The 14,588-nt window shown below is 45.5% G+C and carries 11 protein-coding genes and 1 pseudogene; 2 read left to right on the top strand and 10 right to left on the bottom strand.

What is annotated here, in order from left to right; all coding sequences use genetic code 11:
• The 8 genes from QUB51_RS09365 to QUB51_RS09330 all read right to left on the bottom strand — a co-directional run.
• The coding region (locus tag QUB51_RS09365; RefSeq protein ID WP_333393012.1) for a DUF4347 domain-containing protein at positions 1-726 on the bottom strand (726 nt) is incomplete at its 3' end.
• Between the two features lie 230 nt (positions 727-956).
• Positions 957-1,175: a sulfotransferase gene (locus tag QUB51_RS09360; RefSeq protein ID WP_333260752.1), complete on the bottom strand. Its 219-nt coding sequence runs from the start codon at positions 1,173-1,175 to the stop codon at positions 957-959.
• A 575-nt stretch (positions 1,176-1,750) separates the two neighbouring features.
• On the bottom strand, positions 1,751-2,650 hold the full coding sequence (locus QUB51_RS09355; protein WP_333055668.1) for an ABC transporter ATP-binding protein: 900 nt from the start codon (positions 2,648-2,650) through the stop codon (positions 1,751-1,753).
• Between the two features lie 128 nt (positions 2,651-2,778).
• A complete protein-coding gene (locus QUB51_RS09350) occupies positions 2,779-3,552 on the bottom strand; it encodes an ABC transporter permease (protein ID WP_333055667.1) in 774 nt (257 codons plus the stop codon).
• A gap of 583 nt (positions 3,553-4,135) precedes the next feature.
• On the bottom strand, positions 4,136-5,179 hold the full coding sequence (locus tag QUB51_RS09345; protein ID WP_333055666.1) for a hypothetical protein: 1,044 nt from the start codon (positions 5,177-5,179) through the stop codon (positions 4,136-4,138).
• A 688-nt stretch (positions 5,180-5,867) separates the two neighbouring features.
• Entirely contained in the window at positions 5,868-6,569 is a 702-nt protein-coding gene (locus tag QUB51_RS09340; RefSeq protein ID WP_333055665.1) for a hypothetical protein, read from the bottom strand.
• A gap of 309 nt (positions 6,570-6,878) precedes the next feature.
• Entirely contained in the window at positions 6,879-7,904 is a 1,026-nt protein-coding gene (locus QUB51_RS09335) for an ABC transporter permease (protein WP_333055664.1), read from the bottom strand.
• 223 nt (positions 7,905-8,127) lie between these two features.
• Positions 8,128-8,472: a hypothetical protein gene (locus QUB51_RS09330; protein ID WP_333055663.1), complete on the bottom strand. Its 345-nt coding sequence runs from the start codon at positions 8,470-8,472 to the stop codon at positions 8,128-8,130.
• 752 nt (positions 8,473-9,224) lie between these two features.
• On the opposite strand from QUB51_RS09330, the gene QUB51_RS09325 reads away from it, so the two are divergent.
• On the top strand, positions 9,225-12,638 hold the full coding sequence (locus QUB51_RS09325) for a PAS domain S-box protein (RefSeq protein WP_333207886.1): 3,414 nt from the start codon (positions 9,225-9,227) through the stop codon (positions 12,636-12,638).
• Between the two features lie 160 nt (positions 12,639-12,798).
• On the opposite strand, the gene QUB51_RS09320 is transcribed toward QUB51_RS09325, so the two are convergent.
• Complete coding sequence (locus QUB51_RS09320) at positions 12,799-14,076, bottom strand: tetratricopeptide repeat protein (protein WP_333055661.1); 1,278 nt, start codon at positions 14,074-14,076, stop codon at positions 12,799-12,801.
• An 82-nt stretch (positions 14,077-14,158) separates the two neighbouring features.
• On the opposite strand from QUB51_RS09320, the pseudogene QUB51_RS09315 reads away from it, so the two are divergent.
• Positions 14,159-14,344, top strand: a pseudogene (locus QUB51_RS09315) (ATP-binding protein); the annotation flags it as partial.
• 20 nt (positions 14,345-14,364) lie between these two features.
• Here the strand turns inward: QUB51_RS09315 and QUB51_RS09310 are convergent.
• Positions 14,365-14,588 (bottom strand): hypothetical protein (locus tag QUB51_RS09310; RefSeq protein ID WP_333393010.1); only part of this gene is annotated, 224 nt, incomplete at its 5' end.

Raw genomic sequence — 14,588 nt, 5'->3', positions numbered from 1 at the left:
AATGTCATTCGTAAAGTTAGTGTCCCCTGCCACCAGGTTGGAGGCAAAAGACTGAAACACCACATAACGCCCATCGGCTGAGATACTGGGATTACCGGAGCCGTTATTTCCCTGAGCAGCAGCGGAGTCAAGGGAGAGGCGGGTGGTGATGTTCGTCTGTGTATCTCGCAGGAAAATGTCACCATTATTGTTAGTGTCCCCTGTCACCAGGTTGGAGGCAAAAGACCGAAACACCACATAACGCCCATCGGCTGAGATTCTGGGATTATTGGAGAAGTTATTTCCCTCAGCAGCAGCGGAGTCAAGGGAGAGGCGGGTGGTAATACCAAGGGTGTGGGCGTAGGAAGCCAGAACCTTTGCTGTGAAAGGGAGGTGTGGTGCTTCTGGGGAGGGGGGAATTTGGTGAGAGAGTTCCCAGGTGCCACCTTTTGCCGCATTCCCGGTGGGGTTGGGGTTGGCCGCGATGTTTGCGCCTGTGAGTTGGTGTAATTTTTCGATAAATTCTGCCCCCGCGTCTCCCGCTGCAACGGAGCACCCATAGAGGAGAATCTGGCTTGCTGTTAGTCCCCATTGTTGCAGTTGGTTCGCGTATAGGCTCAGAGTATCGAGACTCAGTTGGGTATTACCGAGATAGAGGATACCCGGAGCCCCGTGTGAAAGGATATGTATCGCTTCAATATCTTTTTGATTGGCTAAGGCGTTTGTAATTTGTGCGATGCCGCTCAAATTTTCATTTTAAATGAAAATTTGAGCGCGATCGATGCCTTGAATCAGGCTTTGATAATCCTGTACAGAGGAGTCTACGAAAATAATTTGCTTGTTCATGTTTGGTACGTTCATAATTACTGAAATCCTTTATATTTATTGTTTACATCCAAGTCGGGCCGGGCTTGAAACCCCCGCCTCAAAGCTCAAGTCCTCTTGCATAGGACTGAAGAATTTATTAGTCTTATTGCTCAAATCAATCGAGCTGTAAAATTGTTAGCCCGTTCCCCTTTTTCACGGGAAATAAACGTGGAAAACTGATTGTCTTCGCTCATGGCTTCCAACATTCTCTCCACTAATCCCCCGACTGGGCTAGTCATAGCAGCGTGAAAGCGGGGATTTTGTCGTAGTAATGCAGCCAGTAAAGTAGAGCCTGAGCGGGGTAGTCCTGATATGAAGTGGGCTTTCACTGGCCTCGTGGGGGAATGGATTTCTATAACATTAGATGCAACCTAAATGTATCATACCACAGACATATCTTTTATAGCCTATCTTTATTTAACATTTCGCAACACAACATCCAGGTTTACGATATCTTTACAATCTAGACATCGTGGGTTGGCTTTCCCTATCTCTATCATTGCTTAGGGCCCCTGCCTCTGTCAGTCGGAAAAGTCGGATCATAAAGTCGGAAAAGTCGGATCTTTTCCATGTGGACATAATTTAGACCTCCCTCAGAGGCTGTGGGTATGAGGGTTTATTTGTTTTAGCGGAATTTTATTGGCTATTTTGCCAGACAGCATTAAGGTTGACGATATCTTGAGAATCTAGACATCGCCCTTGTTAATTACTTTGGAATTTTTGACCGCAGATGGTGGCGGATATACGGATGGACGCAGATGAATTTAGTTTAGTCTTGGACGCACGGGTGGTCAGAAACCGGGTTTTTGCGAAAATACTGCGTTACAGTCGGCAGATGCGGTAAAAAACCCGGTTTCTTTGGTTTTTGAAGCGTACTGGGCGGATATACGCAGATGGACGCAGATCAGGATACAGTTTGTTTAGTTACTTCTACATAAATATGTTCTAACCGCACTGGATAACGAGCGATTGAATCAATAGAAATCCCGTCGAACAGCAAAATAATTTCTTTTAATTCTAAACGTTCCGGCAGCCAAAAAGCCAAATCGCTACCGTAGCGGCGGGGAATGAAACTGTATTGTTTAGCGCGGGCGATGACTTCAGCTTCTTCGTCGGTTTTTACCACGATAATTTCTTGAGCCGGAATCAGTTTTTGCAACTCTTCCAAACTGCCCTCAGCTATAATACTGCCATTCTTTAAAATTCCAATTCTCTGACACAGCCGCTCAGCTTCATCCAACAAGTGAGTTGTCAGCAAAATTGTAATTCCTTCCGACTGCAAGCGCTGAATTAATTCCCAAATTTCATAGCGAGCCTCAATATCTAAACCCGTTGTCGGTTCATCTAAAATTACTAATTTAGGCTGGTGTACCAAAGCCACCGCAATATTCAAGCGGCGCTGCATTCCTCCGCTCAAAGTTTCCACAGGGCTTGTAGCTCTATCTGTCAAATTAACTGCTTTCAAACAGTGTCTTACTTGATAGCGCCGCTGTTTGCGCTCTAAGCCGTAAATTTGAGCAAAAAAATTGAGGTTTTCTTCGCAGCTAAGGCTTTTGTAAAGCAAATTTTCTTGGGGCGCTACACCGATTAAGGATTTTGTAGCTTCGGAAACAGGCTCGCCATTGATGGAAACTTTGCCGCTGTCGGCATTTAGCAAATTGCATAAAATATTGATAGTTGTAGTTTTGCCCGCCCCGTTTGGCCCGAGCAAACCGTAAATTTCTCCAGCTTGAATGTGCAGTGTTAAATCTTTAAGCACTGAGCGCTCGCCGTAAGACTTATTTAGCTTTTCTATTTGCAGCACTGCTTTAATTCTCCGTATTATTTTATATATTTACGATTTTTTCGGAATTATTTAACCGCAGAGAGCGCAGAGGGCGCAGAGGAAGAGAAGAGAGAGATGAATAATTACGACATAATAATGAGATAGTTTTAAAGTCTTCTTTCTACTCTCAGCATCCTGCGGTAAGAAAGCCATCCACCTGCAATCATGGCAATAGAAAATATGAATAAATACCAAAAGTGTTCTGCAATATCAGCCAAATCTTTGCCGTCAGCCCACACGCCCATCAGCGCTTCGTTCATGTGATAAATTGGATTATACTGGGCGAGATCCAGCAGACTTTTGGGAAAGAGCGAAGTCGGTAAGAATGCGCCTCCTAAAATCAATAAAGGAACGCCGAAAGCGGCTACTAGGGAGTTGACATCTTCAGTGCGCCTCGCAAACTGGGTGCCGAGAATAAAGCCTACACCTACATAAGATACAATACTGAGCAGAATAATCGCACATCCTAACAGAATAGAGCCTTGAAATTGTGCTCCTAAAAAAGAGGCGATCGTATATACTAAAATTACCTGACCGATGCCGATGCAACTGTGAGCCAGGAAAATCCCTAAAAAGTAGGAAGTGCCGCTCAGCGGGGAAATAAACAAGCGTTTGAGGGTATGCTGTTCTCGCTCTGCTACTACTGTTGCTACGCTACCGCCGAGACAGCTAAAAAATAAAGCCGCTCCTACTAAGCTTGCAGGTGCAGCAGTTTCAAAGGCTTTTGCTGTGGTGAGATTAGCGCGTTCTTTTAAAATCAAAGCGTTAATTAGCAAGATAGAAACTGGAAAAATACTCCACAATACTAAGCTGCGTCGCCGCCTCCCCAATTCAATTAAAATCCGCTGTGCTACTGCGAGGGTTTCGTACCAGTATTTCATTTTAAATTTGTTAGCATTGTCATGGTTTGTAATCAAAAATTAAAGTTAATAGTTTATGATACAGTCATTACATAAGCTTGTCAAATAACTGTTCAAAATGTACACCATTGAATTAACATCAGGCAAGGTCGGAGATGGCAATGCCCAAGGCGTGTCAACTTAAACTTTTCCTCCGCAAGTCCTCCCGCTCACCCGGCAGTCCGCCAGGGAATGAATTCCCTGTCTAATAGCTAAAGTCCTCTGAAAGAGGACTGAAGAACTCATTAGTCCTATGCAAGAGGACTTTAGTTTTGAGGCAGGGGTTTCAACAATAGCCGGACTATTTGTTGTACGTTAAGTTGACGCCAATGGGCAATGCCGTTTCCCTAGCCCCAAAATAATCGTCCTGGTGACGATGTAAGCATCGCCCGATTAATTGTAGGGAAACGGCACTGCCGTGTCCTGATTTCGGCTAAGGGGTAAAATCAACCGCATTAGATGATGAAATTACCCTTGCGAGTGGTCTGTTGATACAACCCATCGACAACATGGCTATTGAGGAGACGGCAGTGCCGTTTCCCTACCCCAAAATAATCAATAATTATTACTTAATCGTAAAGTTCTTACCTCTGTAGCATCCTTGAAAAGAAGTTAAACTGGTGCTGTTTCTCTGTTCCAATTTAGTCACGAGGGAAGAAGTATTGCTACTTTCAGCGGTAGCGCCCCACTTGTAGATAAAGTCGCCGAGATTGTTTCCGGTTTCTTCGTAGCTGTGCTCTTCTACCGGAATTCCAGAAACTCCTGAAACAGTTTGGTTGTGGTATCCGTTAACGATGATTTTTTCGATAACTGCGCCCGGTTCTGCGGTAATGTTCCACTGCACCGGTTCATAAGCTGAAAGTGCGAGAATTATGGGCTTGTTTCGACGTTCTACTTTGACTTCGATCGCCCTTTTAGACAAATCTCGGTTCTTGTGATCCGCATTGGCTTCGTAAACGCCTATTAAATGAAGTTCTTTGTTTCCGCTTGACGAACCGATATAAGCTGAAAAATCGTCGGAACCTCCAAGCCCGCAGTTGGCGCCAGAACTAATTGGGGAAACAAAAGCTGTTTTTTCGGCTAGTTTCTGCTGCACTGCCGGTACTACCCACAATCCGGTTCCGATGCCTAAAGCACCTATCAAAGCGGCGGCGATACCGAAAGGCAGGGCATTTGTCAGGTTGCGAACAACTGGTTTGGCTGTTAGTTGAGATAGCGTTTGCTGCCAAGTTTCACCAGTTTGTCGATCGGCATTCCCGCCATCGAGACAGGCCAATAAACCTAAACTTTCCGGCTGTTCGAGCAGACTTTGAACAGTTTTCCCTTCGCCGACGTAGAGATTTCTAGTTTCGGTGTCTAAAAGCAGCCAGTAGCGATCGCCCTCGCTGAGGTTGTACTCTTGTAGGGCAGGATCGACTAAATCGTGCTGCAAAAACACCAGCCAAGCCATATTATTGCCAGTGCCGACTGTTTTGCCGTCGCTGGATATAAGTTGGTCGATGTCGGGCTCCCAGCGCCAAGCTACCCAGCGACTATCTCCTCGATAGCCGAGGGATTTTTCTAGTTGCGGATGAGCGGTTATTTCTAAGCGTTGAACTAAGTTTGACACTAGATTTCCTCCTCAAGTGCGTTAGCGAATCCCGCCCCTACGGGGGCTACGCCAACGCAGAGGATCGGGTCTAGAGCAATTTTGTTCCAATTTATTAAAACAAATATTTTGCTCATGAAGAGCCTCCGAATAATCGGGTTAATTTTGTCTTGCTAATGTTATCAGCCGGCACTTTCCCAACCACACAGGCTTAACAAAAATATGCCTGTTGAATGGTTTAGCTTGAGAACTTGGAGCTGGGGAGCACCCGCCTGGTAATAATTTTAACCTTTGCTGATAACTAATCCTGTTACGGATTAAAGCTAGCTATCTATCACTGCTTCTACCTGGTTGTCCAGTTTTAAAAGAGTGCTTAGCCGATAGCGTCTACAAGTTCTTAGCTTAACTTTTATTTGGCTACTCTGCTACAAAATATGCCGATCGCACCTAACATCAATATTATGCAGGCAAATAAATATTCCGGCTTTCTCGTGGCTGAAATATCCCTGAAAAAGAGAACGTTTCCGAGAAACCCGGTTTCTGTGATGAAAGTTCTGACCGAAAGCATTCAGGATACCCGCCACGTGATTCATCCGTCCAGAAATAAAAAACCTGTATCCGATGAAACTTGCCGAACGTATTTATCTCGCGCAAGTCAATCAAAAATCTAAAATCAAAAATCAAAAATCGATTGACACTTCGCCTATTACTAGCGGGGGCCATCAATCGCATCTCTAGTCGGCGCAACACCTCCAGGGCCAAAGGAACTCGGCGGCACTCTCGGAAGATTGAGATTGCGATTGGGAACTAAATCGCTGTTGCTGTCGCCAGCATTTCCACCCGTGGGAGACGCACTATTATTGGGGCTGGTACTCGGTGAACTTCCCGGATTGAGATTATTGGGATTGGTATTCGGCGAAGTTCCCAGATTGGGATTATTGGGAGTGGTACTCGGTGAACTTCCCGGATTGAGATTATTGGGATTGGTGGTTGGCGAAGTTCCCGGAGTCAGATTATTGGGAGTACCTGCGGGCGAAGTTCCCGGATTGACATTGTTGGGATTGTTGGGATTTGCCGTGCCAGTAGGAGTAGTTATCGGGGTGCCGACAGCATCTCTGGTGATGGCGTTGGGGTTCGGGGGAGGAGGCGGAGTGCTTGCATTGGGGTTATTTGCAGGAGCATTGCCCGCAACCGGATTCGTGTTTTGGGGAGCAGCGTTACTGCCACACAAACTGACTAAATCAAAAGTTGTGCCGCCTGGAGTTTCGATGAAGCAAACCGGCACATTTACTTGGGGGTTTGAGGCTCTGGGAAAATCGGCTGTTCCCGGCATGGGACGGCTAAAGGCAGCTTCAGCCATCAGTGGGGTCAAGGCAGCCGATAGAGCGGCGATTGTTCGCAATAATCTCATCAGCGTTTCCTCAAATGTATAATTTTATTTTCTCCAGTATTGCCCATAAATCGCCAAGTGTCGTCACTCTAAAAGCCGATCGATCTTTTTGACAACTGCTTCTTATGGGCCACCCCTGGCTGCAACATCTCGCGCCGACAGAAAGTACAGGTAGAAAAAGCCGATAAGCTAATCCGCCTTTAAATTGCCCGGTAAAATAAATTTTCACTCTTGTGGGGTGGGCATCCTGCCCGCCCTCAAAATACAATTTAAATGCACAACAGCTTAGTGCAACTGTCGCGCATCCGTTGCCCTTCTTCCTTGATATTTTTAGTAGCGAATTCGCGGGTCAACGTAAGCATTCAAAATATCAATTACAATGCTGGCAATTACAACTATTGCCGCAAAAAACACCACAATACCTTGAACAGTTGGATAATCCCGCAAGCTAATCGCTTCGTAAAGGCGATTTGCCAACCCCGGCCAAGAAAAAGTAACCTCTGTTAAAATAGCACCGCCCAACAGTGCAGCAAAAGTCAATCCTAAGACAGTAATCACCGGAATTAGTGCATTTTTCAGAGCGTGCGCCCATAAAATCTGGAATTCGGGAATGCCTCTAGCTCTAGCTGCTTCGACATAATCTGCTTGCAAAGTTTGCTTGAGATTCACTCTGACAATCCGCTCGAAAATGCCGCTCAAAAGAATCCCCAAGGTCAAACTCGGAAGTGCCAAATAATGCAAAGATGTGAGAAACTGACCAGGGTTAGCGCTCAGGAGACTGTCAATAGTGTATAGTCCTGTGTAGCCTTCGGGGGCGGGGAATGTGACAGGAAAGCGAGTTCCCAAGGGAAACCATCCCAACTGCACTGCGAAAATCAATTGCAAAACCATACCAGCCCAAAAAGCCGGCAGCGAGTAAGTGATAATGCCAAACAAACGGCCGAGAGCATCGAAAATAGTGTTAGGGCGGGATGCTGCTAAGGAACCGATACTGATGCCGACAATTAAAGCTATGGCCATGCTACAAACTGCTAATTCGACTGTAGCGGGGAAATAGTCTCCGATAATTTGCCACACGGTTTGTCCGCGAGTGGTGATGGATGTTCCCAAGTTCAGACTGAATAAGTCTTTCATGTAGTTGAGATATTGCTGCCACAGGGGTGCGTCGAGACCGAGTTGAGCTCGCATTGCTTCTTTGGCGGCTGCGGGAGCTCGTGAGCCGAGAATGGCATCTATGGGGTCGCCCGGAGTAGCCCGCAAGAGCAAAAATACTGCTGTGGTGATTGTCCACAACATTAGCGGTGCCAGAAGCAAGCGGAGAAAAATATAAGATTGTAGGGCTTTGGAACGAGACATAATATTTGGGAATTGCCAATTGGAAATTGGAAAGAGAAAGTTGAGTGGATGTTACTTACATCTTGCACTATTCTCAAGAACAGGCAAGATGCCTGTTCCACAACAGATAAATTTTATTGTGGGCCGTTGCTCAGAGCAACGGCCTGAAAGGATGATTGAGAATGGTGCAATATCTCAGTTTTAGCGAAAAAGTCGATCGACTTTTTCGCAATTGGCGATTTTCCTATTCGCCCAGCAGTGATTCAAATGCAGCTTGCAAAGACTTGATATCGCCTACTCTGGCTACTAACAAGTTTTCGCTGCCGGCATCCTGCAGCCTGTGTCTCCAATACTGGATGCTATCAGAGTTGTTCATCCAGAAACTAATCACGGTGTCTACAACTCGATCGACATCCCAGCCTTGCTGAGGAGAAACTGTCTCTACGGATGCCACAAACGCATCGAGAGTGCACTTTCGGTTTGCCAAGTATTCTACACCGGACGGCTGCTGTTGTTGCAGCAATTCCTGCTGCTGGTTAAAAAATGTTAAAGTTGGAGATACGCCCAGGATTTCAAATGTATAGTTCATGTCATCCTCCAGAAGTATTATTTTGCCCAAATGTCGATCGTCCAAAAAAGCTAAAAACGCTTTACTTTGCTGGCGTTGATGAAATGCAGATGCTTCAATTATCCTCTTTGTAGTCGATCTGGATTTTGGCGGCTTATCTTATTAATAGCAAATTTTTTAACACCAGATTGTCACAGAATTTACATTTGTCCTGGGACTGTAGAAAAAATGAAAATAAAATTTTTATTAACCGGGCGTAAGGAAGAGAATTCCCACCCGCAAAAAGTGAGCTTATTTTAGATTAAAAAGTTTAGATTAAAAAATTGAATAATTGGCAATGACTGATGACAAGCAGGATGGGGAACACGGGCCTAAAGTTGCATTTTTTACGGCGTGTGACTTTTTTATCGGGAGTCTGCAGAGCGATCGCCACATTCAGACAAGTAGTGGCATGATTAATATTACAAGTTTTTAGAGTAGCGGTGGAAACCTCAGCCCCGTTTTGAGCAGTCGGCCACTGCACTTCACTATGTGTGTACAACGTTGTAACTTATATCGAGGGTGATTTTAACTGAGATATTGTACCATTCTCGCTTAACAGACCGAAAAGCCTGTTCCACCAGAAAATTCACTCTTTGTGGAACAGGCCGGAAAGCCTGTTCATAAAAAGCTTATTGAGAATGGTGCAACATTTGAGTTTAAGCGACAAACGATACACAAACCCGGTAGGTGTCAGAATATTTATGTTATTGAAAAGTCTGAGCAGTTGTGTGATGAAAAGCTCGCCCAAGATGTCACTAAGCCTAGTCTTGTTGATACCGCTGGTGGTACAAATCTCCGTAGCAGTCGGCGTGACTGGATGGCTTTCGTTTCGCAACGGCCAGAAAGCCGTCAATGACCTTGCTACTAGGTTAAGCTTGGAAGTCGCAGCCAGAACCAAAGAAAATTTCCGCAGTTTTGGGGATGTATCTCATTTATTTCTACAAATGAATACTGCTGCGATCGCCTCTGGCAACTTAGACCCGGAAGACTTGCCCAACTTAGAGCGCTATTTGTGGAACCAGACCAAGCTGAGCGATCGAAATACAACCATCTACTACGGCGACGAACAGGGCAGATTCGTCTTGCTCAAGCGAGAAGCAGAACACTTAGTATACATCAGAGACGAATCAACCGCTCCAAACCGCGAAATTTATCGCCTCGATAGCCAAGGAAATCGCACTGAGCTAATCCAAATCGTCCCCTATGACCCCCGTACTAGACCGTGGTACAAAGCTGCCAAACAGTCAGGAAAAGCCACTTGGTCTCCCATCTACCCCTTCGCAGCCTCGCCAGTTCTGGGGATTACGCCGGTGATGCCTATTTACAATGAAACAGGAAACCTGCAGGGGGTATTGGCTATTGACTTGACTCTTTCTCAAATCAGCGATTTTCTCAAAAGCATCAAAATTAGCCCGTCAGGACAAGTTTTTGCGATCGAACGCAGCGGGAAAATAGTCGCCAGTTCCACAGACGAATTGCCTTTTGTCACCGGCCAAGACGGACAGGAACGGCTGTTGGCGACTAGGAGCAAAAATTTGCTAATTCGATCGGCTTCCACATACTTACAACAACGATTTGGTAGTTTTGAACAAATTGACAGCAAAGGACAGTTTACCTTCGATATAGACGGCAAACGTCAATTCATTACCGTTGCTCCCCTGCAAGACGGCCGCGGCCTCGATTGGCTGATTGTAGTCGCAATCCCGGAAGCAGACTTTATGGAGCAAATTAACGCCAACACTCGCACAACTATCTTATTGTGCTTTTTTGCCTTGGTACTGGCGATCGTTCTCGGAATATTTACCTCTCGCTGGGTTGTCAAACCGATTACCCGATTGTTGCAAGCTTCCAAAGCTTTAACAAAAATGTCTGAGTCATCCGACTTCACTTCCGCAGAATTAAATGGCGAAGTCGAAGTTCAAGGAATCAAAGAAATCGATCTCCTAGCTCAGTCTTTCAATCAAATGGCTAGACAATTGCGATCGTCTTTTGTTGCCCTAGAACAAACCAACTCTAGTTTAGAACAGCGAGTAGCAGAGCGGACGGCAGAACTCGAAGCCGCCGAAGCAGAATTGCGGGCTTTGTTTGCAGCCATGAGCGAATTAATTATAGTTCTCGACGCCAGCGGTCGCTATTTAAAAATCGCCCCCACAAATCTTTCTCTGCTCTACAAACCCATCGAAGAATTAGTAGGCAAAACACTCACAGAGGTGTTTCCGCAAGCTACAGCCAACAATTTTATCAACCACATCCGAACAGCTTTAGATACTCAACAAACTGTCAGTATCGAGTACAATTTAACCATTGACGACCGCGAAGTTTGTTTTGCCGCCAGCATTTCACCCCTTTCCGAAGAATCCGTCATTGTGGTAGCTCGCGACATTACCGAACAGAAGCGAGCCGAATCGGCGCGACGCCACAGGCAAAAACAATTGCTCAAACAAAATACGGTTTTGGTAGAATTGGCAAGAAATAAAGCGCTGTATCGAGGCGATTTGCAAGTAGCTTTTAGGCAAATTACCGAAGCAGCTACTCATACCCTAGATGCAGAACGAGCCGGAGCTTGGTTGTACGATGAAAGCCGCTCGAAACTGCACTGTCTCGACCAATTTAGCCGCAGCAACCCGCAGCATTCCCAAGGTGCCGAACTCGCAGCAGCAGACTATCCAGCTTATTTTAAAGCTTTGGAAGAACACCGGACGATCGCAGCCGATGACGCTCTCTCAGATGTGAGAACCAGAGAATTTGTGGAATCTTACTTTTCACAAGTGGGTACTACATCAACCTTAGATGCGCCCGTGCGGCTGGGAGGACAAACAGTCGGAGTCATCTGTATCGAACAAGTGGGAACTCCTCGCAACTGGACAGTAGAAGAACAAAATTTTGCTGCTTCCCTCGCAGATTTGGTATCATTGGCGATCGAAGCCAGCGAGCGCGATCGTACACAAAGCGCTTTGCGTCAAGCAGAACAAAAATATCGTAGCATCTTTGAAAATGCCGTCGAAGGCATTTTTCAAAGAACCCCCGAAGGCCATTTCTTGAGCGTAAATCCAGCTTTAGCCCGCATCTATGGCTACGCCACTCCCGAAGAATTGACATCAAATCTCACCAACATCAAACAGCAAGCTTACGTCAATCCTCAGCAGGGCGACAAGTTTATGCGCGTGATGGAAGAATTCGGAGAAGTTTCGGGGTTTGAGTCACAAGTTTACCGCGTTGACGGCAAGGTAATTTGGATTTCCGAAAGCGCGCGTGCAGTGTGTGACGCCAACGGCCAGGTACTCTACTATGAAGGCAGCGTCGAGGATATTAGCGATCGAAAAGTCTTTGAATCCGCCTTGCAACTCGCCCTAGAAGCAGCCGAAGCAGCTTCCACCGCAAAAAGCGCATTTTTAGCAAACATGAGCCACGAACTGCGAACACCTCTGAATGCCATCATCGGCTACAGCGAAATGCTCCAAGAAGAAACCGCAGAATTGGGCTACGATGAACTCACCCCAGATTTAGACAAAATTCGCACTTCCGGCCGACACTTGCTATCGCTCATTAACGACATTCTCGACATTTCTAAAATCGAAGCCGGCCGCATGGATCTTTACTTAGAAACCTTCAACATCGCCGCCTTGATTGAAGAAGTAGCATCCACCGCCGCGCCGCTAATTGAAAAGAACGGCAACACTCTCAACTTGCACAAAATTACTAATATCGGCACGATGCACGGTGACATTACCAAAGTGCAGCAGATTTTATTAAATTTGCTGAGCAATGCCGCCAAATTCACTCAAAACGGTACAATTACCCTCACCGCCAGCCGAGAAAAAATCGCGGGCGACAGCAGCGAAGCAAAACAAGAAAACACTGCGGAACCTGCCACAATTTCTCAATCTTCAATTGCTAGTAAAGAATTTTTAGTTATTAATTGTACAGATACAGGAATTGGGATGACTCCAGAGCAGTTGCAGCACATTTTCCAACCCTTTACCCAAGCAGACGCTTCCACCACGCGCAAGTACGGCGGCACCGGTTTGGGACTAGCCATCAGCCAACGTTTTTGTCTAATGATGGGCGGCAATATTTCCGTAAAAAGTCAGGAGGGTGTTGGTTCTACTTTTACGATCTGGTTGCCAGTTAATCTGCAAAATTAGGATGGATGGCACACGCAGCATTCAATTTCAGAAAAAAAGAATGCTGGCGCACCTTACAAAAGAAGTTTCCCTAAAAAAAGGGGAATACAAACCAAGTAGGGAAACTAAAAGTAAACATAACCTTGTGTTTAGGTTTGATTTTTTACTTTTATCTTACTCATTACGGCTGTGTACTTGGGTTAGATTCTCCATTCACCACCCCCGTAGTATCTATCTGATCGGCGAAATCTTGTTTTCCAGTTTCAATAAACCATTTATACTGCTCAAGCGTTTCGGGACGAGCACTCTCCAAACACATTTTTCTCCAGCGGGATGCCTCTTTTGTATCTTTTTTTTCTTCCAGAACATCTTCTAGCAAGCAATAAGCCATCCCTCCACCGAGCTGTTTTCCTTCAATTGCTTGGTCAATAGCAACTGCTTGTCTGATTTCTTTTTCAGCCGCTTGATACTGTTTTTGTTTGAGCAGTATCCAGCCCAAGTTTAGATGTAGTTCATAATTGAGTTGAGCATCTTCTTTCCTCACCCGTTGTACTCCCATCCGCAGTAAAGTTTCAGCGGTAACTCTATCGTTTTTACTAATATAAACGCGACCTAAATTATTAAAGGCGCGAGCCTCCCCTAGATTTAACACTTTTTCATATTCCTTCCTCGCTAAATCTATAGCTCCTAAAGATTCGTAGATTTGTCCCAAGGCAATTGGAATCTCCCAATTATTGGGGTTTATTTTGGCCGCTTGCTCGTATTTGCCTTTGGCTTTTTCCAGTAAACCTCTTTCGTAGAGTTTTTTTCCTTCTCGATAGTTCCAGTCACCAATCCGAGGTAAAGAGTTATAGACTCCCACAGAAGCCAACAATAACATTGCGGTAATTCCCAAGGTTGCTTGACTGTGAAACTGGGGAGAAATATTGAGTTTTTGGAGCAGATTTTTAATCTTTTCTTGTCCTGTGTCCTGCAAGGTGTGGATTACCGTCAGAAGTAACCCTCCTTGTCCCAGCAGGCCAAAGGTCTCAGCGAAGCTGATTCCTCCCGTGGAAAAGAGTTGAACGAAGGTTGTCATATAGGCCCCTACCGCCGTCAATCCCGCGATTGTCAGCCCGTTGAACAACCAATCTAAGCGATTTGAGGGGGAAACTTCCTCCTCGGAAGTCGGTTCGAGGAACCACCACCAAGCTTCTGGGGAGGGGTGAAATGTAGCTCGCCATTCTGCTAATTTTGCTCCTCGGGCGATCGCATTGGCTTGTTGTTTCAGGAAGTTGTCTAATTCGAGTAGTTTAGCCAAACTTTCCACAGAAAGCTGGGTTTTCTCGCTGAGTGCTTCTTTGATGGCATCGCGAGTAACTAAAATATGGAGAATGGCTATTTCTGAGGGTTCAGACTTGGCCAATTTTAGGTGAGCGAGAGCATCCGTATATTGAGCTAAGGCAAATTCTAATTTCACGATCGGACTTGAATAATTAGTAGATTCCTGAAAAAAGTTTACCGCAAATTGCAGGTATATACTTTAAGAAAATTGTACCCCACAGTTGCAGCACATTTTCCAACCCTTTACCCAACCAGACGCTTCTACCACGCGCAAGTACGGTGGCACCAGTTTGGGACTAGCAATCAGCCAGCGTTTTTGCCTAATGATGGGTGGCAATATTTCCGTAAAAAGTCAGGAGGGTGTGGGTTCTACTTTTACCATCCGCTTACCTGTTAATCATTAACTAATATGGGTATTTTTGAGCTATACTTCTATTACCAAATCTCGTAGGGGCGGGTTCACCAACAATCTTTGGTTCACATCCAAAATATTCATAAACCCGCCCCCACCAAACCAATTAACCCTGATTGCAGAACAATTTTTTGAGTATCTGCGATGGGTGGGGGCGGGTTTTTTAGTTCTGGGAATTGATGATATAAATTTGGGTGAACCCGCCCCCACCAAACCAATTAACCCTGATTGCGGAA

The sequence above is a fragment of the Microcoleus sp. AT8-A3 genome, assembly GCF_036705675.1.
Classification (GTDB): Bacteria; Cyanobacteriota; Cyanobacteriia; order Cyanobacteriales; family Microcoleaceae; genus Microcoleus.
Note: the sequence above shows the minus strand (reverse complement) of the source record. Positions and strands in the feature narration are given on the sequence as shown.